The sequence below is a fragment of the Streptomyces coelicoflavus genome (assembly GCF_045041415.1).
GTDB classification, from domain to species: Bacteria; Actinomycetota; Actinomycetes; order Streptomycetales; family Streptomycetaceae; genus Streptomyces; species Streptomyces coelicoflavus.
The window spans coordinates 7,425,560-7,451,830 of record NZ_CP108218.1 but is presented as its reverse complement, the minus strand read 5'-3'; the positions used below and the strand labels follow the sequence as shown (position 1 = coordinate 7,451,830).

General features: G+C 73.8%; 26 protein-coding genes. 9 read left to right on the top strand and 17 right to left on the bottom strand.

The window, feature by feature from the left end:
- Nucleotides 1–7: 7 nt before the first annotated feature.
- Genes OHA99_RS33550 through OHA99_RS33540 form a run of 3 tightly spaced genes read left to right on the top strand, consistent with a single transcriptional unit; the run spans nucleotide 8 to nucleotide 2,720 of the window.
- A complete protein-coding gene (locus OHA99_RS33550; RefSeq protein ID WP_405699038.1) occupies nucleotides 8–883 on the top strand; it encodes a CoA transferase subunit A in 876 nt (291 codons plus the stop codon).
- Entirely contained in the window at nucleotides 880–1,656 is a 777-nt protein-coding gene (locus OHA99_RS33545) for a CoA-transferase subunit beta (protein WP_381498974.1), read from the top strand. Before OHA99_RS33550 ends, OHA99_RS33545 begins: the two co-directional genes overlap by 4 nt.
- Entirely contained in the window at nucleotides 1,653–2,720 is a 1,068-nt protein-coding gene (locus tag OHA99_RS33540; RefSeq protein ID WP_405698605.1) for an NAD(P)H-dependent flavin oxidoreductase, read from the top strand. The genes OHA99_RS33545 and OHA99_RS33540 overlap by 4 nt, the downstream gene beginning before the upstream one ends.
- 67 nt (nucleotides 2,721–2,787) lie before the next feature.
- On the opposite strand, the gene OHA99_RS33535 is transcribed toward OHA99_RS33540, so the two are convergent.
- Genes OHA99_RS33535 through OHA99_RS33520 form a run of 4 tightly spaced genes read right to left on the bottom strand, consistent with a single transcriptional unit; the run spans nucleotide 2,788 to nucleotide 6,603 of the window.
- Nucleotides 2,788–3,945, bottom strand: coding sequence for an acetyl-CoA C-acetyltransferase (locus OHA99_RS33535; protein WP_405698604.1), 1,158 nt, complete (start codon nucleotides 3,943–3,945; stop codon nucleotides 2,788–2,790).
- Between the two features lie 42 nt (nucleotides 3,946–3,987).
- Nucleotides 3,988–4,644 carry a TetR/AcrR family transcriptional regulator gene (locus OHA99_RS33530; RefSeq protein WP_405698603.1) on the bottom strand — a complete coding sequence of 219 codons (657 nt, stop codon included), beginning with the start codon at nucleotides 4,642–4,644 and terminating at the stop codon, nucleotides 3,988–3,990.
- A 4-nt stretch (nucleotides 4,645–4,648) separates the two neighbouring features.
- Entirely contained in the window at nucleotides 4,649–5,440 is a 792-nt protein-coding gene (locus OHA99_RS33525; RefSeq protein WP_405698601.1) for an SDR family oxidoreductase, read from the bottom strand.
- Nucleotides 5,437–6,603, bottom strand: coding sequence for an acyl-CoA dehydrogenase family protein (locus tag OHA99_RS33520; RefSeq protein WP_405698599.1), 1,167 nt, complete (start codon nucleotides 6,601–6,603; stop codon nucleotides 5,437–5,439). The genes OHA99_RS33525 and OHA99_RS33520 overlap by 4 nt, the downstream gene beginning before the upstream one ends.
- A gap of 48 nt (nucleotides 6,604–6,651) precedes the next feature.
- Here OHA99_RS33520 and OHA99_RS33515 point away from each other — a divergent pair, with 48 nt between their 5' ends.
- Genes OHA99_RS33515 through OHA99_RS33495 form a run of 5 tightly spaced genes read left to right on the top strand, consistent with a single transcriptional unit; the run spans nucleotide 6,652 to nucleotide 11,636 of the window.
- Nucleotides 6,652–7,509, top strand: a complete 858-nt coding sequence (locus tag OHA99_RS33515; protein ID WP_405698598.1) for an enoyl-CoA hydratase — start codon at nucleotides 6,652–6,654, stop codon at nucleotides 7,507–7,509.
- Complete coding sequence (locus OHA99_RS33510) at nucleotides 7,509–8,684, top strand: acyl-CoA dehydrogenase family protein (RefSeq protein ID WP_405698596.1); 1,176 nt, start codon at nucleotides 7,509–7,511, stop codon at nucleotides 8,682–8,684. The genes OHA99_RS33515 and OHA99_RS33510 overlap by 1 nt, the downstream gene beginning before the upstream one ends.
- Entirely contained in the window at nucleotides 8,684–9,673 is a 990-nt protein-coding gene (locus OHA99_RS33505; protein WP_405698595.1) for an acyl-CoA dehydrogenase family protein, read from the top strand. Before OHA99_RS33510 ends, OHA99_RS33505 begins: the two co-directional genes overlap by 1 nt.
- Before the next feature lie 44 nt (nucleotides 9,674–9,717).
- Nucleotides 9,718–10,794 carry an acyl-CoA dehydrogenase family protein gene (locus OHA99_RS33500; protein ID WP_405698593.1) on the top strand — a complete coding sequence of 359 codons (1,077 nt, stop codon included), beginning with the start codon at nucleotides 9,718–9,720 and terminating at the stop codon, nucleotides 10,792–10,794.
- 53 nt (nucleotides 10,795–10,847) lie between these two features.
- On the top strand, nucleotides 10,848–11,636 hold the full coding sequence (locus tag OHA99_RS33495) for an SDR family oxidoreductase (RefSeq protein WP_366473296.1): 789 nt from the start codon (nucleotides 10,848–10,850) through the stop codon (nucleotides 11,634–11,636).
- 54 nt (nucleotides 11,637–11,690) lie between these two features.
- Here the strand turns inward: OHA99_RS33495 and OHA99_RS33490 are convergent, their stop codons facing one another.
- The 5 genes from OHA99_RS33490 to OHA99_RS33470 all read right to left on the bottom strand — a co-directional run bounded on the left by OHA99_RS33490 (nucleotide 11,691) and on the right by OHA99_RS33470 (nucleotide 17,887).
- Nucleotides 11,691–12,458 carry an SDR family NAD(P)-dependent oxidoreductase gene (locus tag OHA99_RS33490; RefSeq protein ID WP_194280198.1) on the bottom strand — a complete coding sequence of 256 codons (768 nt, stop codon included), beginning with the start codon at nucleotides 12,456–12,458 and terminating at the stop codon, nucleotides 11,691–11,693.
- A gap of 13 nt (nucleotides 12,459–12,471) precedes the next feature.
- A complete protein-coding gene (gene hsaA, locus OHA99_RS33485; RefSeq protein ID WP_153181180.1) occupies nucleotides 12,472–13,638 on the bottom strand; it encodes a 3-hydroxy-9,10-secoandrosta-1,3,5(10)-triene-9,17-dione monooxygenase oxygenase subunit in 1,167 nt (388 codons plus the stop codon).
- Nucleotides 13,639–13,698: 60 nt separating this feature from the next.
- On the bottom strand, nucleotides 13,699–15,318 hold the full coding sequence (locus OHA99_RS33480; protein ID WP_405698591.1) for a FadD3 family acyl-CoA ligase: 1,620 nt from the start codon (nucleotides 15,316–15,318) through the stop codon (nucleotides 13,699–13,701).
- Nucleotides 15,319–15,399: 81 nt separating this feature from the next.
- Nucleotides 15,400–16,194 carry an SDR family NAD(P)-dependent oxidoreductase gene (locus tag OHA99_RS33475; RefSeq protein WP_405698590.1) on the bottom strand — a complete coding sequence of 265 codons (795 nt, stop codon included), beginning with the start codon at nucleotides 16,192–16,194 and terminating at the stop codon, nucleotides 15,400–15,402.
- Between the two features lie 13 nt (nucleotides 16,195–16,207).
- A complete protein-coding gene (locus OHA99_RS33470; RefSeq protein ID WP_153181177.1) occupies nucleotides 16,208–17,887 on the bottom strand; it encodes an FAD-dependent oxidoreductase in 1,680 nt (559 codons plus the stop codon).
- Between the two features lie 196 nt (nucleotides 17,888–18,083).
- Here OHA99_RS33470 and OHA99_RS33465 point away from each other — a divergent pair, with 196 nt between their 5' ends.
- Nucleotides 18,084–18,695 carry a TetR family transcriptional regulator gene (locus OHA99_RS33465; RefSeq protein WP_153181176.1) on the top strand — a complete coding sequence of 204 codons (612 nt, stop codon included), beginning with the start codon at nucleotides 18,084–18,086 and terminating at the stop codon, nucleotides 18,693–18,695.
- 22 nt (nucleotides 18,696–18,717) lie between these two features.
- On the opposite strand, the gene OHA99_RS33460 is transcribed toward OHA99_RS33465, so the two are convergent.
- Genes OHA99_RS33460 through OHA99_RS33425 form a run of 8 tightly spaced genes read right to left on the bottom strand, consistent with a single transcriptional unit; the run spans nucleotide 18,718 to nucleotide 26,256 of the window.
- A complete protein-coding gene (locus OHA99_RS33460; RefSeq protein ID WP_153181175.1) occupies nucleotides 18,718–19,653 on the bottom strand; it encodes a 3-oxoacyl-ACP reductase in 936 nt (311 codons plus the stop codon).
- A 34-nt stretch (nucleotides 19,654–19,687) separates the two neighbouring features.
- Nucleotides 19,688–20,476 carry a 2-keto-4-pentenoate hydratase gene (locus OHA99_RS33455; RefSeq protein WP_405698587.1) on the bottom strand — a complete coding sequence of 263 codons (789 nt, stop codon included), beginning with the start codon at nucleotides 20,474–20,476 and terminating at the stop codon, nucleotides 19,688–19,690.
- Nucleotides 20,469–21,332 (bottom strand): MaoC/PaaZ C-terminal domain-containing protein, encoded by an 864-nt coding sequence (locus OHA99_RS33450; protein WP_405698585.1) that lies wholly within the window; start codon nucleotides 21,330–21,332, stop codon nucleotides 20,469–20,471. The genes OHA99_RS33455 and OHA99_RS33450 overlap by 8 nt, the downstream gene beginning before the upstream one ends.
- Complete coding sequence (locus tag OHA99_RS33445) at nucleotides 21,329–22,513, bottom strand: lipid-transfer protein (RefSeq protein WP_405698583.1); 1,185 nt, start codon at nucleotides 22,511–22,513, stop codon at nucleotides 21,329–21,331. Before OHA99_RS33445 ends, OHA99_RS33450 begins: the two co-directional genes overlap by 4 nt.
- On the bottom strand, nucleotides 22,510–22,965 hold the full coding sequence (locus OHA99_RS33440; RefSeq protein WP_165686804.1) for a MaoC family dehydratase: 456 nt from the start codon (nucleotides 22,963–22,965) through the stop codon (nucleotides 22,510–22,512). The genes OHA99_RS33445 and OHA99_RS33440 overlap by 4 nt, the downstream gene beginning before the upstream one ends.
- Nucleotides 22,962–24,095, bottom strand: coding sequence for an acyl-CoA dehydrogenase family protein (locus tag OHA99_RS33435; protein ID WP_405698581.1), 1,134 nt, complete (start codon nucleotides 24,093–24,095; stop codon nucleotides 22,962–22,964). The genes OHA99_RS33440 and OHA99_RS33435 overlap by 4 nt, the downstream gene beginning before the upstream one ends.
- Nucleotides 24,095–25,093, bottom strand: coding sequence for a bifunctional MaoC family dehydratase N-terminal/OB-fold nucleic acid binding domain-containing protein (locus OHA99_RS33430; protein ID WP_405698579.1), 999 nt, complete (start codon nucleotides 25,091–25,093; stop codon nucleotides 24,095–24,097). Before OHA99_RS33430 ends, OHA99_RS33435 begins: the two co-directional genes overlap by 1 nt.
- Nucleotides 25,090–26,256, bottom strand: coding sequence for an acyl-CoA dehydrogenase family protein (locus OHA99_RS33425; RefSeq protein ID WP_366473302.1), 1,167 nt, complete (start codon nucleotides 26,254–26,256; stop codon nucleotides 25,090–25,092). Before OHA99_RS33425 ends, OHA99_RS33430 begins: the two co-directional genes overlap by 4 nt.
- Between the last annotated feature and the right edge of the window lie 15 nt (nucleotides 26,257–26,271).

Sequence of the window (26,271 nt, the reverse complement as noted above, 5' to 3'; positions counted from 1 at the left end):
CAAGACGATGACGGCGGACGACGTCGTCGGCCGGCTGCGCAGCGGCATGACGATCGGCATCGGCGGCTGGGGCTCGCGCCGCAAGCCGATGGCCCTGGTACGGGCGCTGCTGCGCTCGGACGTCACCGATCTGACCGTGGTGTCGTACGGCGGCCCCGACGTCGGTCTACTGGCGGCCGCCGGGAGGATCAGCAAGCTGGTCGCCGCCTTCGGCACCCTGGACTCGATTCCCCTGGAGCCGCACTTCACCGCCGCCCGGCAGCGCGGGGCGTTCGAGATGGTGGAGCTGGACGAGGCGATGCTCATGTGGGGCCTGACCGCCGGGGCGCAGCGGCTGCCGTTCATCCCCGTACGGGCCGGGCTCGGATCGGACGTGATGAAGGTCAACCCCTCGCTGCGCACGGTCCGTTCGCCCTACGACGACGGGGAGGAGCTGGTGGCGGCACCGGCTCTGCGCCTGGACGCGGCGCTGGTCCACCTCAACCGTGCCGACGCGCAGGGCAACGGCCAGTACCTGGGCCCGGACCCGTACTTCGACGACCTGTTCTGCGAGGCCGCCGACCACGCGTACGTCTCCTGCGAGCGGATCGTGGACACGGCGGACCTGCTGAAGGAGCACGGCCCTCAGACCCTGCTGGTCAAGCGCCTGTTCGTGGACGGTGTCGTTCAGACGCCGAACGGCGCGCACTTCACCTCCAGCGTCCCCGACCACGACCGGGACGAGGAGTTCCAGCGCGCCTACGTCCGGGCCGCCCGCGATCCCGAGGCGTGGCAGGCGTTCGAGGCGCGGTTCCTGTCCGGGGACGAAGCCGCCTACCAGGCCGCCGTCGCGGCGTTCCACCAGAACCGGCAGGACCACCAGGACCAGCAGGAGGAAGCATGAGCGTCACCGAGACCGGCCTGCCGGCCGCGACCCGCGCCGAGTACTGCGTGGTGGCCTGCGCCGAGGCCTGGCGCGGCGACGGGGAGGTGCTCGCCAGCCCGATGGGCACCGTCCCGGCCATCGGGGCCCGCCTGGCCAAGCTCACCTTCTCGCCGGGCCTGCTGCTGACCGACGGGGAGGCGCTGCTCATGGCGGACGTCCCGGCGGTCGGCGAGCGGCCGGGGGCCGTGGAGGGCTGGCTGCCGTTCCGCCAGCACCTGGCGCTGACGGCCACCGGCCGTCGGCACGTGATGATGGGCGCGAGCCAGCTCGACCGCCACGGTAATCAGAACATCTCCTGCATCGGCGACTGGGCCCGCCCCACCCGGCAGTTGCTCGGCGTGCGCGGGGCTCCGGTCAACACGCTGAACAATCCCACGAGTTACTGGGTGCCGAAGCACTCGGCGCGGGTGTTCGTCGAGCGCGTCGACATGGTCAGCGGCGTCGGGTACGACCGGGCGGCGGCGGCTGGTCCCGCCGCGACCCGCTACCACCGCATCCCCGAGGTCGTCACCAACCTCGGCGTCTTCGACTTCGAGACCCCCGACCGCACGATGCGGCTGCGCTCCCTGCACCCCGGGGTCACCGTCGAGCAGGTCACCGGGGCCACCGGCTTCGCGCTGACGGTCCCCGACGAGGTGCCCCTCACCCGGGAGCCGACCGAGGAGGAGCTGCGGCTGATCCGCGAGGTCGTCGACCCGAAGGGGCTGCGGGAGCGGGAGGTCCCGGCGTGAGCACGGCGGGCGACGGGTCGTTCGCGACGGCGCTCACCGAGCTGACCGGGGTGCGCTACCCGATTGTGCAGACCGGGATGGGCTGGGTGGCCGGCCCCCGGCTGGTGTCCGCCTCCGCCGACGCGGGGGCGCTCGGCATCCTCGCCTCCGCGACGATGTCCGTGGAGCAGCTGCGGGCGGCGGTGCGGGAGGTCAAGTCCCGTACGGACGCGCCGTTCGGCGTCAATCTGCGGGCGGACGCGGGGGACGCCGCGGACCGGGTGCGGATCATCGTCGACGAGGGCGTGCGGGTGGCGTCCTTCGCTCTCGCGCCGTCCAAGGAGCTGATCGCACGGCTCAAGGACGCCGGTGTCGTGGTCATCCCCTCGGTCGGCGCCCGGCGGCACGCGGAGAAGGTCGCCGCGTGGGGCGCGGACGCGGTGATGGTGCAGGGCGGCGAGGGCGGCGGGCACACCGGGAACGTGGCGACGTCGGTGCTGCTCCCCCAGGTCGTGGACGCCGTCGGCATACCGGTGATCGCGGCGGGCGGCTTCCACGACGGGCGGGGCCTGGTGGCCGCGCTCGCCTACGGGGCGGCCGGCATCGGCATGGGCACCCGCTTCCTGCTCACCTCCGACAGCACCGTCCCGGCGGAGGTGAAGGCGAAGTACCTGGCCGCCTCGGTCAAGGACGTCACGGTCACGACGAAGGTCGACGGCATGCCGCACCGCATGCTGCGCACCGCGATGGTCGACTCGCTGGAGCGGACCGGCCGTCTGACGTCGAGCCTGCGGGCGCTGCGGCACGCCGCGGCGTTCCGGAAGGAGACGGGTGCGAGCTGGCCGAGGCTGGTGCGGGACGGACTGGCGATGAAGCACGGCAAGGAACTGACCTGGGGCCAGGTGCTGCTGGCCGCCAACACCCCGATGCTGCTCAAGGCCTCGATGGTCGAGGGGCGCACGGACATCGGGGTGATGGCCTCGGGTCAGGTGGCGGGCCTGATCGACGACCTGCCGTCCTGCACGGAACTGGTCGGGCGCATCATGGACGAGGCGCGCGCCACGCTGAAGTCGCTGCCCCGGTAGACCGCTTGGCGGCATGTGTGAGGAGGGGGCGGCCCGGAGATCCGGACCGCCCCCTCCCGCATGTGCCTCAGAGGCGTTCGACGATGGTGACGTTGGCGAGTCCGCCGCCCTCGCACATGGTCTGCAGGCCGTAGCGGCCGCCGGTGCGCTCCAGTTCGTGCAGCAGGGTCGTCATCAGCTTGGTGCCGGTGGCGCCGAGCGGGTGGCCGAGGGCGATGGCGCCGCCGTTGACGTTGACGCGGCCGGGGTCGGCGCCGGTCTCCTTGAGCCAGGCCAGGACGACGGGTGCGAAGGCCTCGTTGATCTCGACCAGGTCGATGTCGTCGATGGACATCCCGGCCTTCTTCAGGGCGTACGCCGTCGCCGGGATCGGCGCCGACAGCATGCGGATGGGGTCCTCGCCGCGCACCGACAGGTGGTGGACGCGGGCGCGCGGGGTCAGTCCGTGTTCGGCGACGGCCCGTTCGGAGGCGATGAGCAGCGCGGAGGCGCCGTCGGAGACCTGGGAGGACACCCCTGCGGTCAGCCGGCCGCCCTCGACGACCGGCTTGAGGGCCGCCATCTTCTCCAGTGACGTGTCGCGGCGCGGGCCCTCGTCGCGGGTCACGTCGCCGTAGGCCACGGTCTCGCGGTCGAAGCGGCCCTCGTCGACGGCGCGTGCGGCCCGCTGGTGCGAGCGCAGCGCGAACCGCTCCATGTCCTCGCGGGAGATGTCCCACTTCTCCGCGATGAGTTCGGCGCCGTGGAACTGGTTGACGGGCGCGTCGCCGTAGCGGGCGCGCCACCCCTCGGAGCCCGCGTAGGGACCGTCGGTGAGGCCGAGGGGTTCGGCGGCCTGGCGGCTGGCGAAGGCGATGGGGATCATCGACATGTTCTGGGTGCCGCCCGCGACGACCAGGTCCTGGGTGCCGGAGAGCACGCCCTGGGCGGCGAAGTGGACGGCCTGCTGGGAGGAGCCGCACTGCCGGTCGACGGTGGTGCCGGGCACCTCCTCGGGCAGGCCGGCGGCGAGCCACGCGGTGCGGGCGATGTTCCCGGCCTGCGGTCCCACGGTGTCCAGGCAGCCGAGGACGACGTCGTCGACGGCGGCCGGGTCGATGCCCGTGCGCTCGATCAGCGCCTTGAGGACGTGCGCCCCGAGGTCGGCGGGGTGGACGGCGGACAGTCCGCCCCGGCGCCGGCCGACCGGGGTGCGGACCGCTTCGACGATGTAGGCCTCGGCCATGACAGTGCTCCTTGGTGGTGGATCGGGGGTGGGCCGGGGGCGTCAGCCGCGCGGGGTGATGCCCTCCAGGACCATGGACAGGTACTGCCGGGCGATCTCCTCCGGGCTGTGGGTGCCGCCGGGGCGGTACCAGGAGGCGGCCACCCAGACGGTGTCGCGCACGAACCGGTAGACGAGCCGCACGTCCAGGTCGCCGCGGAAGACCTGCTCGGCGACGCCCCGTTCCAGGGTGCGCAGCCAGGCGTTCTCGAACTTCACCTGGGAGTCGGCGAGGTAGCCGAAACGCGGCTGGGCGGAGAGGTGCCGGGACTCCTTCTGGTAGATGGCGACCGCGGGACCGTGCCGGTCGATCTGCCGGAAGGACTCGGTGACGAGGGCCTCGATGGTCGCCCGCGGTCCGAGCCCGGCGGCGAGCACCGTGTCGTAGCCGGCCCACAGCTCGTCCAGGAAGGCGGTGAGGATCTCGTCGAGCATCGACTCCTTGGAGTCGAAGTGGTAGTAGAGGCTGCCCGCGAGCATCCCGGCGGCGTCGGCGATGCGGCGGACGGTGGTGGCGTTGTAGCCCTGGTCGGCGAAGACCTGGGCGGCGGTGGCCAGGATCTCGGCGCGGCGCTCGGCGGCGGAGGACGAGGGGGTGGACGACGAGGACGTGGACGACGACGAGGTGGACGACGACGGGGCTGAGGAGTTGCGCTTCATCCGCTCATGCTCTCTGACTGCTGACCGAAACCGTCTCACCGGTCATGTACGACGCGTAGCCGCTGGCCAGGAAGACGATGACGTTGGCGATCTCCCACGGCTCGGCGTACCGGCCGAATGCCTCGCGTTCGGTGAGCGTGGCGAGGAGTGCGGGAGTGGTGACCTTCACCAGGTGCGGGTGCATGGCGAGGCTCGGGGCGACGGCGTTGACCCGTACGCCGAAGTCGGCGGCCTCCAGGGCGGCGCACCGGGTGAGGGCCATGACGCCGGCCTTGGCGGCGGCGTAGTGGGCCTGGCCGCGCTGGGCCCGCCAGCCGATGACGGAGGCGTTGTTCACGACGACACCTCCCTCGCCGTCCTGCTCCTTGAACCGGCGCAGGGCGGCCCGGGTGCAGCGGAAGGTGCCGTTGAGCGTGACGTCGAGGACCTTGGCCCACTGGTCGTCGGTCATGTCGACCAGGTCCGCGGTGCCGCCGAGTCCGGCGTTGTTGACCACGACGTCGAGGCCGCCGTGGCGTTCGGCGGCGAGCGCGAACAGGGCGTCGACCTGCCGCTGGTCGGTGACGTCGCAGGGCAGCGCGGCCACGCGGTCGGCGCCGAACTCCTCGGCGAGGGTGGCGGCGCTCTCGCCCAGGCGCCGTTCGTGGGCGTCGCCGATGACGACGCGGGCGCCCTCCTCCAGGAACCGGCGGGCGGTGGCGCCGCCGATCCCGGCACCGGCGGCGGCGGTGACGACGGCGGTGCGTCCGGCCAGGAGCGAGTGCCCCGGCACGTACGGTGGGGGCTTCGGGGTCACGGGCGGGCCTCCCTGGGCAGGCCGAGGACGCGCTCGGCGATGATGTTGCGCTGGATCTCGTTGGACCCGGCGTAGATGGTGTCGGAGCGGGAGAAGAGGAACAGCCGCTGCCAGTCGTCGAGGTCGTAGGGCTCACCTGCGGCGAGCATGCCGCCCGCGCCGCACACGTCCATGGCCAGTTCGCCCAGTTCGCGGTGCCAGGTGGCCCAGAAGATCTTGCCGATGGACGCCTCGGGACCGGGTGCGCCGGACGCGACGCCGTCCAGCATCCGCAGGGCATTGCAGCGGATGGTCTCGAGTCCCGTCCAGGCGCGGGCGAGGCGGTCGCGGATCAGCGGGTCGTCCGCGGCGCCGTTGCGCTTCGCCGTCTCGACGAGGGTCTCCAGTTCGCGCCGGAAGCCGACCTGCTGGCCGAGGGTGGAGACGCCGCGTTCGAAGCCGAGGGTGGCCATCGCCACGCGCCAGCCGTCACCCGGAGCGCCGACGATGTGGTCGGCGCGGGTGCGGGCGCCGTCGAAGAACACCTCGTTGAACTCGGAGGTGCCGGTCAGCTGGGTGATGGGGCGGACCTCGACGCCGGGCTGGTCCAGCGGGACCAGGAGGTAGGACAGGCCGTGGTGGCGCCGCGACCCGGGTTCGGTGCGGGCGACGACGAAGCACCACTGGGACTCGTGGGCCAGTGACGTCCAGATCTTCTGCCCGGTGACCACCCAGTGGTCGCCGTCGCGTTCGGCGCGGGTGCGCACGCCCGCCAGGTCGGACCCGGCGTCGGGCTCGCTGTAGCCCTGGCACCACAGTTCCTCGGCGGCGACGATCGGCGGCAGGAACCTGGCCCGCTGCTCGGGGGTGCCGAAGGCGATCAGGGTGGGGCCGAGCAGCTGCTCGGCGATGTGGTTGACCCGGGCGGGCGCGTCGGCCAGCGCGTACTCCTCGTGGAAGGCGACCTGCTGCTCGAGGGTCGCGCCCCGGCCGCCGTACTCCTCGGGCCAGCCGACGCAGGTCCAGCCGGCGGCGGCCATGTGCCGTTCCCACTCGAGCCGTTCGGCGAAGGCCTCGTGCTCACGCCCCGGGCCGCCGCGGCCCCGCAGGGCGGCGAAGGCACCGGTGAGGTGGGTGGCCAGCCAGCCGCGGATCTCGGCGCGGAACTCCTCGACGCTGCTCATGCCGTTACGTTAATCTACCAAACACTTGTTAGGGAAGGAGGGCCGACGATGTCCGCTGCCCAAGACGAGACCGGCGAACCCGTGCGCTACGAGAAGCAGGGTCCGGTCGCGACGGTCACCATGAACCGCCCCGAATACCGCAACGCCCAGAACTCCGCGATGACCTACGCCCTGGACCGGGCCTTCTACCGGGCCGCCGAGGACGACGAGGTGAAGACCGTCGTCCTCGCCGGAGCGGGCAAGCACTTCTCCGCGGGCCACGACATCGGCACCCCCGAGCGGGATGCCCACCTGCCGTTCGAGCGCCGCGCGGGACTGTGGTGGGACCACTCCGACAAGCAGGGTGCGGAGAGCCGCTTCGCCCGCGAGTCCGAGGTGTACCTGGGCATGTGCCGCCGCTGGCGCGAGCTGCCCAAGCCGGTCGTCGCCTCCGTGCAGGGCGCCTGTGTGGCGGGCGGGCTGATGCTCGCCTGGGTGTGCGACCTGATCGTGGCCTCCGAGGACGCCTTCTTCGCCGACCCGGTGGTGCGGATGGGCATACCCGGTGTCGAGTACTTCGCCCACCCGTGGGTGATGCCGCCGCGCGTCGCCAAGGAGTTCCTGTTCACCGGGGACCGCATGAGCGCCCGCCGCGCGTACGAGGTCGGCATGGTCAACCGTGTTGTGCCGCGTGAGGAACTGGCCGGCGAGACGCAGGCGTTGGCGCTGCGCATCGCCGAGATGCCCCGCCTGGGCCTCGCGCTGACCAAGCGGGCCGTGAACCAGGCCGAGGATCTCCAGGGACTGCACGCCGGCATGGACTCGGTGTTCGGCCTGCACCACGTGGCGCACGCGCACAACGCCGAGACCGCGCCGGACGCGCTCGGTGGCATGGACATCCGGGCGATGAAGAAGGCGGGCGGCTGATGGACCTCGACTTCAGCGAGGCGGACGAGACCTTCCGCGCCGAGGCCCGCGACTGGCTGGCGGCCCACGTGCCGGCCACTCCCCTGCCGTCCCTGGAGAGCGCCGAGGGCTTCGCCGCCCACCGGGAGTGGGAGGCCGAACTGGCCGCCGACCGCTGGTCGGTGGTGTCCTGGCCCGAGGAGTTCGGCGGGCGGAACGCCTCGATCCTGCGCTGGCTGGTCTTCGAGGAGGAGTACTTCGCGGCCGGTGCCCCCGGACGCGTCAGCCAGAACGGCATCAACCTGCTCGCCCCCACCCTCTTCGAGCACGGCACCCCCGAGCAGCGGGCACGGATCCTGCCCGCGACGGCGAGCGGCGAGGTCATCTGGGCGCAGGCCTGGTCCGAACCCGAGTCCGGCTCCGACCTGGCCTCGCTCAGGTCGACGGCCCGGCGCACCGAGGGCGGCTGGCTGCTCGGCGGCCAGAAGACGTGGTCCTCGCGGGCCGCGTTCGCCGACCGGGCCTTCGGCCTGTTCCGCAGCGACCCGGACGCAGGGAAACCTCACCGCGGGCTGACCTACCTGATGTTCCCGCTGGACGCCGAGGGCGTCACCGTGCGGCCCATCGGACGGCTCGACGGCCGGCCGGCCTTCGCCGAGCTCTTCCTGGACGACGTGTTCGTGCCGGACGAGGACGTGATCGGGGAGCCCGGCCAGGGCTGGCGGGTGGCGATGAGCACCACCGGCAACGAGCGCGGCCTCACCCTGCGCAGCCCGGGCCGCTTCACCGCCGCCGCCGACCGGCTGACCGCGCTGTGGCGCGAGCACGGCGACCCGGCCGACACGGCGCTGCGCGACCGGGCCGCCGACGCGGTGATCGGCGCCCGCGCCTACCGGCTGTTCTCCTACGCGGGCGCCTCCCGCATCCTGCACGACGAGGGAGGTCCGGCCGGCGCCGCCTCCAGCCTCAACAAGGTCTTCTGGTCCGAGCTGGACATCGCCCTGCACGAGACGGCCCTGGACCTGCTGGGCCCGTACGGCGAACTCGCCGACCACGCCCCCGAGTCGCCGGACCACGGCGCCTGGGCCGAGGGGCACACCTTCTCCCTGGCCGGGCCCGTCTACGCGGGCACCAACGAGATCCAGCGCGACATCATCGCCGAGCGGCTGCTCGGCCTGCCGAAGGGACGCCGGTGATGCGGTTCCTCCTCGACGCCGAGCAGCGGGAGTTCGCCCGCTCCCTCGACGGACTCCTCACCTCCTCGGACACCCCGGCGGCCGTACGGTCCTGGGCCGCCGGGGACCATGCCCCGGGGCGGGCGGTGTGGGCGCGGCTGGCCGAGGCCGGGGTGTTCGCGCTCGCGGTGCCGGAACGCCACGACGGGCTCGGTCCGCTGCCGCTCGACATCGCCGTCGCCTTCACCGAGCTGGGGCGGCACGCCGTACCGGGCCCGCTGGTCGAGACAGTCGCCGCGGCGGCCCTGCTCGACCGGCTCGGTGACCCGGACGCGGCCGCCGCCCACCTCCCCGGCATCGCCTCGGGCAAAACCGTCGCCACCCTCTGCCTGACCGCCCTCGGCCCGTACGTCCTCGACGCCGACGCGGCCGACACGGTGCTGGTCGTGGACGGCGACGTACTGCGCGCGGGCGTCCGGCCGGGGCCCGTACAGCCCTCGGCCGACCCGGCGCGCCGCCTGTCGCGGCCGTCTTCCGGCGGGACGGTGCTGGCCCACGGCCCCGCGGTGGCCTCGGCCGCCACACATGCCGCCGACGTCGCCGCGCTGGCCACCGCGGCCCAGTCCCTGGGGCTCGGCCGCGCGCTGCTCGACCGGACCGTCGAGTACGTCAAGCAGCGCACCCAGTTCGGTGTGCCCGTCGGCTCCTTCCAGGCCGTCAAGCACCGGCTCGCGGACACACTGATCGCCCTGGAGTTCGCCGAGCCGCTGGTGCACGGCGCCGCGCTCGCGCTGGCCGCCGGCTCCCCGGAGGCCGGCCGGGACGTCGCCGCCGCCAAGGTCACGGCGGGCGAGGCAGCCCACCGGGCCGCACGCACCGCCCTGCAACTGCACGGGGCGGTCGGCTACACCGACGAGTTGGACCTGTCCCTGTGGATCCGCAAGGCCCGTCCGCTGCGCGACGCCTGGGGCACCCCGGCCGTCTGCCGGGCCCGCGTCCTGGCCGCCTGACCGCGCGGCACACCGCGCGCCACACACCCGAGGGGAGCAGCCCGATGAGGCTGACGGAGGAGCAGGAAGAACTGCGGTCGGCCGTACGGTCGTTGCTGACCTGGCACGAGGGGGAGGCGGCGTGGCGGCCGTTGGCCGAGCAGGTCGGCGTCGCCGCACTCGCCGTACCGGAGGAGTACGGGGGCGCGGGCGGCGGCGCCCGGGACGTGCACGTGGTGATGGAGGAGCTGGGCCGGTGCCTGAGTCCGCTGCCGGTGCTCGGCTCGGCGGTGCTCACGGCGGGGGCGCTGCTCGCCTCCGGCGACAAGGAGGCCTGCGGACGCCTGCTGCCGGCGCTGGCCGAAGGGCGCTCGGTGGGCGCGCTGGCCTGGGCCGAGCAGGGCTCCTGGGACCCGGCGGCGGTACGCACCCGCGCCGTACCGGGGCCCGGCGGCGGCGCCTGGTTCCTCAGCGGCGTCAAGGAGCACGTACTGGACTGGCCGGACGTCGACGTGCTGGTCGTCGCGGCCCGTACGGCGGCCGGTGTCTCCCTGTTCGAGGTGGCGGCGGACGCGCCCGGAGCGCGCCGCGAACCCGTCGTCGCCATGGACGGCACCCGGAGCCAGGCCCGGTGGGTCCTGGACGGCGCCGAGGGGCGCCCGGTCGGGGTCGCGGGTGACGGGGAGCGGGCCCTGGCGCACGTGCGGGACCTGGCCTGCGCGGCGCTCGCGGCCGAGCAGGTGGGCGCCGCAGAGCGCTGTCTCGAACTCACCGTCGCCTACGCCCGCGGCCGGGTCCAGTTCGGGCGGGCCATCGGGTCGTTCCAGGCGGTCAAGCACCGGCTGGCGGACGCCTACGTGCTGGTGGAGTCGGCGCGTTCGGCGGCGCTCGGCGCGGCCTTCGCCGCCGACGAGGACCGGGGCGCGCTGCCGCGGGCCGCCGCCGTCGCCAAGTCGGTGTGCTCCGAGGCGTTCTCGGCGGTGGCCGGGGAGACGATCCAACTGCACGGCGGGATCGGCATCACCTGGGAGCACGACGCGCACCGCTACTTCAAGCGGGCGCACGGAGCGGGCGAGCTCTTCGGCCCGCCCGCCTCGCACCGGGCACGGCTCGCCGCCGGACTCGGACTCACCTCGTACTGACTCGTCTCTTGCCGCACAGCACAGCCGCCCAAGCGACCGAAAGGCCGGGAAACATGGACATCGACAACCCGTTGGACTTCACGGGGCGCGTGGTGCTCGTCACCGGCGGCACCAAGGGCATCGGTGCCGCCATCGCGGAGGCGTTCCTCGGGGCCGGGGCCGACGTGGTGGTCTGCGGCCGCAACGCGCCGGGCGCCCTGCCGGCGGCAGGGGGCAGGGAGGCGGTCTTCGTCGCCGCCGACGTGCGCGATCCGGCGGCGGCGGCCGGACTCGTCGACAGCGCGGTGGCGCGCTTCGGCCGTCTCGACGTGCTCGTCAACAACGCGGGCGGCTCGCCGGACGCGGACGCGGCGACCGTCTCACCGCGCTTCGTGGAGAAGATCGTCGCGCTCAACCTGCTCGCGCCGTTCTACGTGGCGCAGGCGGCCCACGGCGCCATGCGGGCCCGGCCGGGCGGCGGCTCGGTCGTCAACATCGGGAGCGTCTCCGCGCACGATCCGCAGCCGGGCACCGCCGCGTACACGGCCGCCAAGGCGGGGCTGCTGGCGCTCACGAAGGCGCTGGCCCTGGAGTGGGCGCCCGAGGTGCGGGTCAACCACATCACCACCGGCCTGATCCGCACCGAGAGCGCGGCGTCCGTCTACGGCGCGGACGGCGGCGCCTCGGTGGCCGGCGTGATCCCGATGGAGCGGATGGCCGTGCCCGGGGACGTCGCGCGGGCCTGCCTGTTCCTGGCGAGCGACCTGTCGGCGTACGTCAACGGGGCGGACCTCGCGGTGCACGGCGGCGGGGAGTTCCCGGCCCGGTTCCTCGCCGCGAGGGCGGCGGGCCAGGAGACGTGACGGACATGCCGGAGCCCGGGAGAGCGCGTGCCGCCTCTCCCGGGCTCGGGTCCGTCAGGGCAGGTCGGGGGCCCAGGCCACGCCGTTGATGTGCGAACCGCCGTCGACGAAGAGGGTGTTGCCGGTGACGTACCGGGCGTCCTCGCTCGCGAGGAACAGCGCGGCCGGGGCGATGTCCTCGTCCGGGTCGCCCATCCGCCCCATCGGGTTCATGGCCCCGACCTGCCGCTCCAGCTCGGGGTTGGCGCTCATCCGCCGCCGGAAGGCCGCGCTCTTCGCGCCGGGGCAGATCGCGTTGACGACGACCCCGGTGGGGGCCCACTCCCGGGCGGCGGTGCGGGTCAGGGTGCGCAGGGCCTCCTTGGCGGCGTTGTACTCCAGGGTGCCCATGTGGGCGTTCACGCCGTTGAGGCTGCACATGTTGACGACCCGGCCCCAGCCGCGCTCCCGCATGTGCGCGAACGCCGCCCGCATCGCCCAGAACGGGCCGTAGAAGCCGATGCCCATCCCCCGGGCCAGCATCTCGTCGGTCTTGTCCTCCACCCGGCCGAGGTCGCCGACCGCCCAGGCGTTGTTGACCAGGATGTCGACGCCGCCGAACTCCCGCACCGCGGTGTCGACCATGGCCAGCACCTGTGCCTTGTCGCCGACGTCGGTGCGCTGGAAGCGGCCGCCGATCGCGTCGGCCACCGCCCGGCCGGTCTCCTCGTTCACCTCCGCGACCAGCACCCTGGCCCCCTCGGCGGCGAACCGCCGGGCCACCGCGGCGCCGATGCCGTCCCCGGCGCCGGTGACGATCGCGACGCGTCCTTCGAGCCGCATGATGTGCTCCTCCTCAGACCAGGTTGTCCTCCACCGTGAGGCCGAACGCCCCGCGGCCGTACATGGCGAGCGCGCGTTCCACGTCGTTGGCGACGTGCACGCTGCCCGCGTGGGCGTCGCGCCAGGCCCGCTCGACGGGGTTGCCGCGGCGCAGCGCGTTGCCGCCGGCGGTCTTGAAGAGCAGGTCGATCGCGGCGACGGCCCGTTCGGTGCCCCGGACCTGGTCGCGCCGGGTGCGCAGCCGCAGCTCCATGGGTATCTCCCGGTGTGCGGCGGCGAGTTCGGACAGCTCGCGCAGGTTGCGGTCCATCTGGAGGACGGTCGCGTCGATGTCGGAGGCGGCGCGCGCGATGGCGACCTGGGCGAAGGGGTCCTCGGTGAACCGGCCGCCGCCCAGGCTGAGCCGCACCCGCTCCTTCATCAGCGACACGTACGACTCGTAGCCGCCGGACACCGCGCCGATCACCGGTGCCGTGATGGCGCTGGTGAAGATGGCGCCGAACGGCAGCCGGTACAGGGGCCCCTTGTTGACCTGCTGACCGGGCACCTTCAGCCGGGCCTGCTCGTAGTTGCGCAGCACCCGGTGGCCGGGCACGAACGCCGTCTCGACGACGATGTCGTTGCTGGCGGTGCCGCGCAGTCCGACCACGTCCCAGGCGTCCTCGATGGTGTAGTCGGCGCGGGGCACCAGGACGGTGAGGAAGTCCACCGGCCGTCCCTCGGCGCCGACGACGAGGGCGCCGAGCAGGGCCCAGGTGGCGTGCTCGCAGCCGGAGGAGAAGCTCCAGCGGCCGGTGAGCCGGTAGCCGCCGTCGACGGGGGTGAGCCGGCCCACCGGCGCGTACGACGAGGAGATGCGGGTGTCGGGGTCCTCGCCCCAGACGTCGTCCTGCGCCCGGCGCGGGAACAGGCCGAGCTGCCAGGGGTGCACGCCCAGCACCGAGGCGACCCAGCCGGTGGAGCAGCAGACGGCGGAGATCGCCCTGACCACCTGGTAGAAGTCGACCGGGTCGCTCTCCAGGCCGCCGTAGCGGGCGGGTTGGAGCATGCGGAAGACGCCCGCGCCGGTCAGTTCGCGGACCGTGGACTCCGGTATGCGCCGTGCCTCGTCGGCGGCGACGGCCCGCTTGCCGATGCCGGGCAGCAGGGCGCGCACCGACTCCAGAACCTGATTGCCCATCGTGCGTCCTCCCGGCCCTCGCGGGCCGTGTCCGTGCGGTGCGTGGTGGCGCCGCGGGTGTCAGTCGGTGCGCAGCGCGGCCTTGTCGACCTTGCCGGCGGCGTTGCGCGGCAGCGCCCCCAGGACGACGACCTCGCGGGGGACCTTGAAGTTGGCGAGCCGTTCGCGGCACCAGTCGAGCAGGGCGCCCGGGTCGCTCCCGGTGCCGGGGCGGGCCGTCACGTAGGCCCGGCCGACCTCCCCGAGGCGCGGGTCGGGGACGCCGACGACGGCGGCCTCCGCGACGGCGTCGTGTCCGGTGAGGACCTGCTCGATCTCGGCCGGGTAGACGTTGAACCCGCCGACCACGAACATGTCCTTGGAGCGGCCGGTGAGCACCAGGTTGCCGCGCTCGTCGAAGTGGCCGATGTCGCCGGTGGTCAGCCAGCCGTCGTCGTCGACGGCCGCCGCGCCGGCCGCCGGGTCGTCCAGGTAGCCGAGCATCACGTTGTAGCCGCGGACCAGGATCTCGCCGTCCCGTCCTGCGGGCAGCGGGCGCCGGTCGCCGTCGGCGATGCGCACCTCGACACCGTCGATGGGGCGCCCCGCGGTCAGCGCCACGGTCTCCGCGTCGTCCTCGGCGGAGCAGACGCTGACCGTGCCGCAGGACTCGGTGAGTCCGTAGGCGGTGAGCACCTCGGGGAACAGTTCGGCCCGCATGCGCCGGACCAGGGCGACCGGCACCACGGCGGCGCCGGTCACCGCGAGGCGCAGCGAGGACAGGTCGAACTGGGACCGGTCGGGGGCGTCGAGCAGTTCGGTGTAGATGGTGGGCGGGCCCGGCAGGACGCTGATCCGTTCGGTCTCGACGGCGCGCAGGGCCCGGTTCACGTCGAAGACCGGTTGCAGCACCATCGTGGTGCCCCGCAGGAGACAGGCCAGTACGCCCGCCTTGTAGCCGAAGCAGTGGAAGAGCGGGTTGAGGATCAGATAGCGGTCGTCGCCGGTGACTCCGGTGCGCGCGCTCCAGGCCCGGTAGGTGGCGAGGTTCTGGCGGTGCGTGGTCAGCGCGCCCTTGGGCCGGCCGGTGGTGCCCGAGGTGAAGAGCAGGTCGGACGGGTCGTCGGGGCGCACGGAGGCGGTGCGGACGGCGACCTCGTCGTCGGGCAGGTGGGCGCCGTAGGCGAGGAAGGCCCCCCAGGGCAGGGTGCCGGGGCGGTCCGCTCCGGCACCTGCGCCGTCCTCGTCGCCGTCGAGCGTCACCACGGCTGCCAGGCCCGGCAGGGACGGTACGGGGCGCGGCTCCTCCGCTGCCTCCGCGCCGTCCCTCAGCATGGCCAGGTAGTCCTTGCCGAGGAAGCCGTTCTCGACGAACAGCACCCTGGCCGCGCCGCGTTCGAGGAGCCAGCGGGCCTCGCCGCCCTTGTAGCGGGTGTTGACGGGCACCAGTACCGCACCGGCCGAGGTGACGGCGAGCGCGGCCACCACCCAGCGGTGACCGTTGGGCGCCCAGACGGCGATCCGGTCGCCGGGCCGGGTGCCGAGGGCGATCAGCGACTTGACGGCGGCCCGCACCTGGTCGCGCAGTTCCCTCCAGGTCAGCCGTACGTCGTCGTCCACCAGTGCCTCCCGGTCGGGGGCGCGGGCGGCGGCGAGGTCCAGGGCGCCGGGGATCGTGAGTGGGGGCTCGGGCTCGCTCATCTGCTCTCCGGGAGGGGACGGCGTACGCGGACGGTGGGAGTGCGGTGCGGCGGCGCGCGGGAGGGTGTGCCGCTCCCCCGGTCAGGTGACGGAGGGCAGCAGCCGCTGGGAGGCCTCGTGCGCGCCGAGGACCAGTTCGGCGCGGGGGAAGCCGCTGCGCCGCTCGGCGGTCTCCACGTTGCCCCCGGCGACCCGCACGGGCCCGTCGGCGAGGTGGTCGAGGCCCTCCCGGGCGACGTCGTCCGGTTCGGCGACGCGGAGGCCGGGGAGGTCCATGCGCAGGCCGGCGCGTTCCATGGCCGGGGTCCGGGTCACGCCCAGGACCAGTTCGAGGACGTGCACGTCGTACTCGCGCAGCTCCAGCCACAGGCCCTCGGCGAAGACGCGGCTGAACGCCTTGGCCGCCGAGTAGACGCTGATCCGGGCCTGGCCCAGGTAGCCGGAGAGGGAGCCGACCAGCATGATGCCGCCGCGGCGCCGTTCCTTCATCAGGGCCCCGAAGTGGTGGGTGAGGGCGAGCTGCGCGGTGATGTTCAGGTCCAGCACGCCCTGGACGCCGTCGAGGTCGCCGGTGACGAAGTCGTGGCCGTAGGTGTTGGCGCCCGCGTTGAAGATCAGCAGCCCGACCTCCAGCCCGTCGGTGACCGCGCGGACCGCCTGAAGGGCCTCGAGGTCGAGCAGGTCGAGGGCGAGGGTGCGGACCTCGACGCCCCGGGCCCGCGCCCGGTCGGCGGTCTCGTGCAGGGGCCCCTGCTTGCGGGCGATCAGCACCAGGTTGATCCCGGCGTCGGCGAGCTGCTCGGCGAACGCGGCGCCGACGCCCTCGGAGCCGCCCGCGACGACCGCCCACGGCCCGTACACACTCTTGTCGATCATCGAGTACCTCTCCTCAGTCCCTGGCCGGCGGTGCCGTGACGGTAGAACGCGCCCCGTGGACGGCGCCGTCGGCGATCCCACTGGCCGGGAGCGTGGCCGGGGCCGCGCCGGGGGAGGTCATGTCCCGCACGGCCAGCGAGGCGAAGACCATCCCGGTGCCGATGGGGACGCCGGGGCCCGGGTAGACCCGGCCGGTGAAGGAGGCGCTGGTGTTCCCGGCGGCGTACAGGCCGGGGATCGGGTCCCCCGCGTCGTCGAGGACGCGGGCGTGGACGTCGGTGCGCAGGCCGCCCTTGGTGCCGAGGTCGGCGAGGACGAGACGGGCCGCGTAGTAGGGCGGGCGGTCCAGCGGGACCAGGCAGGGGTTGGGCCCGGGGGCGTTGCGGGGGTCGGCGAAGAACCGGTCGTAGGGGTCCTCGCCCCGGTGGTGGTCCGGGTCGGTGCCGGTCGCGGCATGGCCGTTGAAGCGGGCGACGCTGTCGGTCAGCGCATCGGCCGGGACGCCGATGCGCTCGGCGAGTTCGGGCAGCGAGTCCGCCTTCACCCAGACGCCGGACGCGAGGTGCTCCTCCCGGTCGGCGGGCGGCACGGTGATGGCGGGCAGGCCGCCGCCCTCACGCGAGTCGAAGATCAGGTGGGCGGGTGCCTGCGCGGTGGCGAGGGCACGGCCCATGCGGTCGTACGGCAGTGACTCGTTGGCGAACCTCCGGCCCGCCGCGTCCACGACGATGCCGCCGCGCAGGCCGAGGGTGAACGCGGCGGTGCCGTCCGGCCGTTCGGTGCCGGGGCACCACCAGGCCTCGTCCAGGAGGTCGGTGGCGGCACCGAGGCGGACGGCGGCGCGCAGCAGGTCGCCCGTGGTCGCTCCCGGGGGTGCCATGGTCCACGCGGCGGCGCCGGGTACGCCGTGCTCGGTGCGCAGCGCGTCGTCGCCCTCGAAGCCGCCCGCGGCCAGCAGCACGCCGCGCCGGGCCCGTACGGTGACCGTGCCCTGCGGGGTCTCGGCCTCGACGCCGGTCACCCGGCCGTGCTCGGTGACCAGGCCGGTGACGCGGTGCCCGGTGCGCACGGTGGCGTTGCCAGTGCGGGTGGCGGCGAGCAGGAGGCGGCCGATCAGGGCGCGGCCCGCGGTCAGCGGACCGTCGGGGTGGCCCTGACCGGCCCGGTCCCGGTCAACCGCCGGGCGGATCAGGGGCAGCAGGTCGCCCAGTTCCTCCGCGGGCAGGTCGCGCGGCACGAAGGACCGCCCGGCGTCCATGCGTCCCGGCGCGGCGACGTAGTCGGGGAAGGCCCGCCACTCGAACTCCACGGCCGGGTCGCTCTCCAGCCGGGCGACCAGTTCGGGCGCGTGCCGCAGGAAGGCCTCCCGGCGGTCCGGTCCGGTGTCGCCGACGAGGGCCCGCAGATAGGTGCGGGCGGCGTCGGTGGAGTCGCCGAGACCGGCGCGTTCCTGCACCTGGGTGCCGGGCAGCCAGCAGGCGGCCCCGGAGTAGGCGGAGGTGCCGCCGAGCAGCGCCGTCCGTTCCAGGACGACCGTGTCCAGGCCGTCCGCGGCGGCCACCAGGGCCCCGGTCATGGCTCCCGCGCCGGATCCGACGACGATCACGTCGTGGATCGCGTCGTGGATCGCGTCGCCGGTGGGCTCGTGTATGGCGCCGTGGGTGGCTTCGCCTTCCCGTCGGCCGTCCCGCATGGATGCCTCCTGCCAGTCGGTGGGTGTTCGGTGGTGTTCGGGGTGTGAGGCCTCAGCAGACCGCGCCGACGGCGGCAGGGGCGGGAGCGGTCCCACTGACCGGTACGAGGGCCGGGCGGCACCTGACGTGGGGCCCGGGGCGCGCGTATTGTCGAAGACCGTTGCCACGAGACGATCGAGCGCCTGGAGGGAGACCGTGCCCAGAATCGCCGAGGCCAGGGCGGGGGCCGAGCCCAGTTCGCCCCGGCAGCACGCGCGCCGGCAGAGCATCCTGCGGGCGGCGGCGGACATCGCCGCCGAGACGGGGCTCGAGCGGGTGCAGATGCACGAGGTGGCCAAGTCCGCGGGGGTGGCGATCGGCACCCTGTACCGGTACTTCCCGTCGAAGACGCACCTGTTCACGGCCGTGATGGCCGACCAGATCGAGGGGCTCGGCGCGCGGCTCGCGGACCGGACCGCGCACGACTCGCCCGAGGACGCCGTCTTCGCGACGCTGGCGGGTGCCACCCGCAGTCTGCTGCGCCGGCCGGAGCTCGCCACCGCGATGATCCAGTCGGCGAACGCCGCCCGCGCCTCGACCGTCCCCGACCTGGCCCGGGTCGACACGGGCTTCCTGGACCTGCTGCTGCGGGCCTGGGCCGTCGAGGACCCCACGGAGCACCATGTCGCCCGGCTGCGGCTGCTGACCCTGCTCTGGTACGGCGTCCTCCAGTCCCGGCTCAACGAGCGGATCTCCCCGGAGGAGGCCGACGCCGACCTGAGGATGGCCTGCCGGCTGCTGCTCGCCCCCGGCGACGACGGGGTCTGACGAGGGCGAGGACCGGGGTCGTTCAGCCCGCCGGGGTCTGCTGGGTGCCCGTCGTGTCGAGCGCGGCGACGCTGTACGCGGCGTAGTTCCGGTGGGGGTCCCGGCCGCTGAAGTACGGGGTGAGCTGGGCGTCGAGCTCCTCGGGGGTGAAGGTGCCGTCGGCGGCGGTGAACTTGTGCTCCACCGTGGGCGGCGCGAGCAGGGCGACCATGTCGCCGTAGACGACGAAGACCTGCCCGTTGATCCCGTCGGCGGCCGGTGAGGCCAGGTGGGCGACCAGGGTGGCGACGCGTTCGGGGGCCATGATGTCGAGGCCGCCCGGCGCGTTCACGCCCTCGCCGAAGGAGTCAGCGGTCATGGCGGTGCGGGCGCGCGGGCAGATGGCGTTGGCGCGCACCCCGTAGCGGGACATGCCCTGGGCGGTGGCCAGGGTGAGCGCGGTGATCCCGGCCTTGGCCGCGGAGTAGTTCGGCTGGCCGGGGGCGCCGAACAGGAAGGCCTCTGAGCTGGTGTTGACGACCCGGCCGTAGACGGGGGCGCCGGAGGTCTTGGAGGCGGCCCGCCAGTGCACGGAGGCGGCGCGGGAGAGTCCGGCGTGGCCCTTGAGATGGACGCGGATGACGTCGTCCCAGTCGGACTCGGCGAGGTTGAAGAGCATCCGGTCGCGCAGTACGCCCGCGTTGTTGACGACGACGTCGAGGCCGCCGAAGGTCTCCACGGCGGCCGCCACCAGGCGCTCGCCCATGGACCAGTCGCCCACGTCACCGGTGACGGCGACCGCGTCCGCGCCCAGGGCCTTGATCTCGGCGACCACGTCGCCGGCCGCCGGGCCGACGTCGTTGACCACCACGTTGGCGCCGAGTCCCGCGAGCGCGAGCGCCTCGGCCCGGCCGAGTCCCGCGCCCGCACCGGTGACGACGGCGGTACGCCCCTCCAGGGTGGTGTTCGTGGTGCTCATGTTGTGCCTCTTTCCGTGTTTCCGTTACGTGTTGTCAGACGAAGGCGATCGACACGGAGCCGAGTCCCTCGAACTCGGCCCGGAACCCGTCCCCCGGTCGCACGTCCACCGCCCTGGTGCACGACCCCGGCAGCACGACGTGCCCGGCCTCAAGACGCACCCCGTAGGAGGCCACCTTGCGGGCCAGCCACGCGACCGCCTCGGTCGGATCGCCCAGTACGGCGCTGGTGTTGCCCCGGGCGATCTCCTCGCCGCCCCGGTACAGGACGGCGGCGACGTCGGCCGGGTCCAGGTCGGCCGGGCGGGCCCGGGCGGCGCCGAGGAGCACTCCGGCGGAGGACGCGTTGTCGGCGACGGTGTCGGCGAGGCCGATCTTCCAGTCCCTGATGCGGCTGTCGATGAGTTCGATGCTCGGGACGACGTACTCGGTGGCGGCGAGGACGTCCGCGGTGGTGCAGCCCTCGCCGGGCAGGCTCCGGCCGAGCACGTAGCCGATCTCGACCTCGATGCGCGGTTGGCAGTAGCGGCCGGTGTCGACGGGTGTCCCCTCGGTCAGCACCATGTCGGAGAGCAGGTGGCCGTAGTCGGGTTCGTCGACGCCCATCATCTGCTGCATGACCTTGGAGGACAGGCCGACCTTGTGCCCGTGGACCGTGACGTCCTCGTTCTGCAACTGCTCGCGGATGTTGAGGAGTTGGATCTCGTACGCGTCGGTGGCGTCGATGTCCGGCCAGGTGGTGGTCAGCGGGTCGACGGGGGCCCGGTCGCGCTGTGCGGTGCGGAGCAGTTCGGCGGCCTCGGCGCGCTGTGCGGGGTCAAGCATCGGGGGTCTCCTCGCGGGTCGGTGCGGCGGGGCCCCGGTCGGGGGCGAAGCGGGCGCGCCCGCCGGAGAGCACGGTGCGTCCGTCGTCGGCCGCCGCCTCGAAGCGGACTCCGGTGTCGTCACCGGCCCAGCCGTGCAGGGCGAGCGGGTCGCCCGGGAAGACGGGGGCGGCGAACCGCGCCTCCAGTTCCGCCAGGTCGGCGGGGTGTGCGCCGAGGGTGTCGGCGAGCGGCAGCAGGGCCGCGGCGAGGGTGCACAGGCCGTGCAGGAACGGTCGGGGCATCCCCGCCGCCTTCGCCGCCCCGGGGTCGATGTGCATGGCGTGCCGGTCGCCGAGCAGCCGGTAGAGGGCGGCCTGCCGGGAGTGCGTGGGCACGGTCAGCCGGTGGTCGGCCGGCCGGTCCGGGCGGCGGGGCGCGGAGGGTCCGCGCTCGCCGCCGAATCCGCCGCTGCCGGGGGCGAAGATCGACCAGGTGGCCGTGAAGCGGTCGCAGTCCACCTCGACGTCGAACACGGCGGCGGAGCCCTTGTCCCACACGTCGGCGACCCGCGCGGACGTCACCAGCTCGCCGGAGCGCTCCAACGGGCGTTTCACGGTGAGGCGTTGGCTGCCGTGCACGGCGGTGGTGATGTCGAAGGCGCCGAGGGCACCGAGGGCGTCGGGCGCCCACTGGGCGAGGGTGAGGGCGAAGGTGGGCAGGACGCGCAGGTCCCGCTCGTAGACGAGGTCCAGCCGGTCGGCCGCGGCGCCGACGGCGAGGGCGTACAGGATGGCGTCGCGCTCGGTGTAGGAGACGGTGCGGGTGCCGAGGTCGTGGCCGTGCCACGTGCGGGTGCTGGTGCGGGTGCTGGTCATCGGTGGTCGGCTCCCAGGATCAGGCCGCTGGTGGGGACTCCGGTGCCGGCGGTGACCAGGACGTGGCCGACCCCGTCCGGCTGGTTGACGGAGGTGCCGCGGACCAGCCGGACGCCTTCGGCGATGCCGTTCATGCCGTGCAGGTAGGCCTCGCCGAGCTGCCCGCCGTGGGTGTTGAGGGGCAGCCGTCCGCCGAGTTCGAGATGGCCGTCGGCGATGAAGTCCTTCGCCTCGCCGGGCTTGCAGAAGCCCAGCTCCTCCAGCTGGGGCAGGACCAGCGGGGTGAAGTGGTCGTAGAGGACCGCCGCGTCGACGTCGTCGGGGCCGAGGCCGCTCTGCCGGTACAGCTGCCGTCCGACCAGGCCCATCTCGGGGATGCCGGTGATGGTGGGCCGGTAGTAGCTGGTCATCATGTGCTGGTCGGCGCCGAGGCCCTGGGCGGCGGCGCGGATCAGCGCGGGCGGGTGGGGCAGGTCGCGGGCGCGTTCGGCGGAGACCACGACGAGGGCCTGGCCGCCGTCGGTCTCCTGACAGCAGTCGAGCAGTCGCAGCGGCTCGGCGATCCAGCGGGAGTCGCGGTGGTCCTGGAGGGTGATGGGGCGGCCGTGGAACCAGGCGGCGGGGTTGTTCGCCGCGTGCTTGCGGTCGAGGACGGCGACGCGGCCGAAGTCGTCGGTGGTGGCGCCGTACTCGTGGAGGTAGCGGCGTGCGAACATGGCCACCCACTGGGCGGGGGTGCTCAGCCCGAAGGGGGTCATCCAGGCGTAGGCGGCCCGGTCGGCGGTGGTGTCCATGGGGCGGGCGGCCTGGCCGAGCCCGTAGCGTTCGCCGGAGCGTTCGTTGAACGCCCGGTAGCAGACGACGACTTCGGCGGCGCCGGTGGTGACGGCCATGGCCGCCTGCTGGACCGTGCCGCAGCCCGCGCCGCCGCCGTAGCCGATGCGGGAGAAGAACGTCAGGTCGCCCATGCCGGTGTTGCGGGCCACGTGGATCTCGGAGTTGGTCTCGGCGGTGAAGGTGACGAGGCCGTCCACGTCGGCGGGCTTCAGTCCGGCGTCGGCGAGGGCGGCGAGCACGGCCTCGCAGGCGAGTTGGAGTTCGCTGCGTCCCGAGTCCTTGGAGAACTCGGTGGCGCCGATGCCGGCCACGGCGGCGGCCGGGAAGAGCGTGCCGGTGGTCATGGCGTCGCCTCCCCGGGCAGGCGCACGGTCACGGTGCCGGTGACGTGGGCGCCGATGCCGTTGGTGCCCTTGACGGCGATGTCGACGTGGCGGTCCGCGTCGGACTTCGCGGTGACCGTGCCGGTGAGCACCATGGTGTCGCCGGGGTGGTTGGGGGCGCCGAGCCGGATGCGGACGGCCTTGACGACGGCGGCGGGTCCTGCCCAGCCGGTGACGTAGCGGTCGACCAGGCCGTTGCTGGTCAGGATGTTCATGAAGATGTCCTTGGAGCCGCGCTCGCGGGCGAGTTCCGGGTCGTGGTGCACGTCCTGGTAGTCGCGGCTCGCGAGCGCCGTCGCGACGATCAGGGTGCGGGTCACCGGGATCGTCAGGTCCGGGAGTACGTCGCCGACGGCGACCTCGGCGTAGGTGCGGGTGGCGGGGAGCGCGGGGGTGTCCGGGGTGCGGGTCATGCGGTCACCGCCGCGGCGGTCAGCAGGGCGCCCAGGCGCTCGAGGTCGGCGCCCGCGCCGCCCAGGGTGGTGGAGATCTGCTTGCCCCACAGGAAGTGCCGGTGCACCGGGTAGTCGGTGTCGACGCCGATGCCGCCGTGCACGTGCTGGACGCGGTGGACGGTGTTCAGACCGGCCTCGGTGGCCCACCACTTGGCGACCAGGGCGGCCCGGTCGGCGTCCGCCGCGTCGCACGGTTCCCGCAGCGCGTCCACGGCCTGCCACAGCGTGACCCGCATCGCGTCGATGTCGATGTAGCAGTCGGCGAGCTGGTGCTGCACGGCCTGGAAGGTGGCCAGCGGACGACCGAACTGGAGGCGCTCGCCCAGGTGGTCGGCCGCGTACCGCAGGGCGCCCTCGGCCACGCCCACCTGGACGGCGGCCAGCGCCACGAAGGAGTCGCGGACCAGTGCCGCCACGGTGCCGTCGCCAGGCGTGCCCACGGCTTCGGCCGGGGCGCCGTCGAGGGCGAGGTGGCCGCTCATGTCGTACGTGGTGGTCTCGGCGGGCTCCCAGGTCGTTCCGGGGGCGTCCGTGGCGACCAGGAACAGGCCGGGGCCCGCGTCGGTGGTCGCGGTGACCAGGACGTGCCGGGCGCCGTCCGGCGCGGGTACGACGGCCTTGGTGCCGGTCAGCCGCCAGTGCGGGTCGTCCTGGGCCGTGTCGTCCGGCGTCGCCCTGATACCGGGCGCGAGCGGATCGGCGGGACCGAACTCCTCCAGCGCGACGGTCGGCCGTACCTCGCCGTTCGCCAGGCCCGGCAGCAGCTCCGCCCGCTGGCGCGGGGTGCCGTGCGCGGCGACGGCGAGGCCTCCGACCAGGGCCGGCCACAGCGGTACCGGCGCCACCCTGCGGCCCTGCTCCTCCAGGAGGACGCAGAGTCCCGCCATGCCGAGTCCGGCGCCGCCGTCCGCCTCCGGCAGTACGGCGCCGAGCAGTCCGGCCGAGGCCAGGTCGGCCCAGAGGCGGCTGTCGGTCCGGGTGGGCGAGGTCTCCACCGCGCGCAGCCGCTCGGGCGTCGCCCGGTCGGTGAAGATCTCCCGCGCCAGGTCACGGACCGCTTCGAGCTCTTCTCCCAGGGAGAAATCCATCAGGGTGCCTCCGTCGGGGCGGGCCGGAACACCGGCAGGGTCAGTTCGGGGTCGGCGTCGAGCCAGTCGAGGACCACGGGCATGCCGATCGCGACGTCGTCGGGCGCGACTCCGGTCAGGTTGGTGATGAGGCGGGTGCCCTCGGCGAGTTCGACGACCGCGACGAGGAGGGGGAAGTCGAAGGCCGGGTGGCGGGGGTGGTGGTTGACGACGTAGCTGTACACATGACCGTGGCCGGAGGCCTCGACGGTGTCCCACTCCAGCGAGTTGCACTCCGGGCAGCAGGGGCCCGGCGGGTGGCGCAGGGCGGAGCAGGCGGCGCAGCGCTGGACGAGCAGCCGGTGCTGCTGGGCGCCCTCGAAGAAGAAGGCGTTGTCCCGGTTGATCGCCGGCCGGGGCCGCAGGGCCGGGGGCCGGCTCGGCTCCTCCACCGGTGCCGGTGCGGGTACAGGTGCCGGGGCCGGGCGGAACCGGAGGGTGCGCCAGCGCTGGGTGGCGACGGTCTCGCCGTGCTGGTCGGTGTACGTCTTGAGGGTGGTGACGAACCTGCCCGTGCCCAGCCCGGTCCGCTTCTCCGCCGAGATCGACTCCACGCTCTCGCGGACGGCGACGTGGTCACCGGGTTCCAGCTCGCGCAGGAAGGTGAACTCCGAGTCGGTGGCCACCACGGAGGTGTAGCCGCCCTCGTCGAGGAGGTCGACCAGTTCGGCGAAGCCGTCCCGCCCGGCCGGCGGGGAGACGGTGGCGGCGTAGCCGCGCATGGTCCAGGCCTGGATCATCGAGGCCGGTGCCACCACTCCCCCGCGTCCGGTCGCACGAGCGGCCCCGGCGTCGGTGTAGACGGGGTTGGTGTCGCCCATCGCCTCCGTCCAGTGCCGGATCATCGGCTGGTTGACCGGGTCCTGGGCCGGGCTGAGGGGGCGCAGTTCCCGTCCGGTGAAGGCCCGCAGCCGCTCCTCGTACCCGGTGTCCCGTCGGGTGTCCTCCCGCCCGGTCACGCGCCACGCCCCTTGCGCGGCAGGCCGAGGCCCTGGGTGGCGACCATGTCGCGCAGGATCTCGTTGACGCCCCCGCCGAAGGTGTTCACGACGCCCTGCCGGGAGAGCTGTTCGACCTGTCCGGCGAGGACGGCGCCCGGTGACTCCGGCCGGATGCGGCCGGCCGCGCCGAGGATCTGCGTCAGACCGCGCTGGACGGCGATGTGGGTCTCGGTGCCGTACGCCTTGGCGGCGCCCGCGTCGGCGCCGGTGAGGGTGCCGGCGGCGACGGCGCCGGTCATCTTCCAGTTCATCAGCCGCATGGCCTCCAGCCGGGCGTGGGTGCGGGCGAACTCCTGGCGCACCCACGGGATGTCGGCCGTGCCGTTCTCCTTCGCCCAGTCCAGGACGCGTTCCCAGAGCTGGATCATGCGGCCGCCGAGGGCGGCGAGGCCGATGCGCTCGTGGTTCAGCTGGGCCGTGATCAGCCGCCATCCGCCGTTCACCTCGCCCACGACGTCGGCGGCGGGGACGCGTACGCCGCTGTAGTAGGTGGCGGTGACGACCATGCCGCCCACCGTGCGGATGGGGCTCCAGTCGAAGCCCTCGTCGGTGGTGGGCACGATGAGGATGGAGATGCCCTTGTGCTTGGGGGCGTCCGGGTCGGTGCGGGCGGCGAGCCACACGTAGTCGGCGGTGTTGGCGCCGCTGGTGAAGATCTTGGAGCCGTCCACGACGTACGAGTCGCCGTCCCGCACGGCCCGGGTGGTCAGCGAGGCGAGATCGGTCCCGGCCCCGGGCTCGGTGTAGCCGATGGCGAACACGATGTCGCCGGAGAGGATGCCGGGCAGGAACCTCCTGCGCTGCTCCTCGGACCCGTACGCCATGAGGGTCGGGCCGACCGTGTTGACGGTGACGAAGGGGAAGGGCAGCCCGGCCCGCTGGACCTCGTCGAAGAACACGTACTGGTCCTCGACGGACCGGCCCTGGCCGCCGTACTCGGTGGGCCAGCCGATGCCCAGCCAGCCGTCGGCGCCGAGCCGTTTGACGACCTCGCGGAAGCGGTCGCCGCCGACGCCCTCCTCGCCGACGCGACGGCGTTCGTCCTCGGGCATCAGGCCCGCGAAGTAGGCCCGCAGTTCCCGCCGCAGCTCGCGGTGCGCGGCGCTCTCACGCAGGTGCATGTGTCGTTCTCTCCT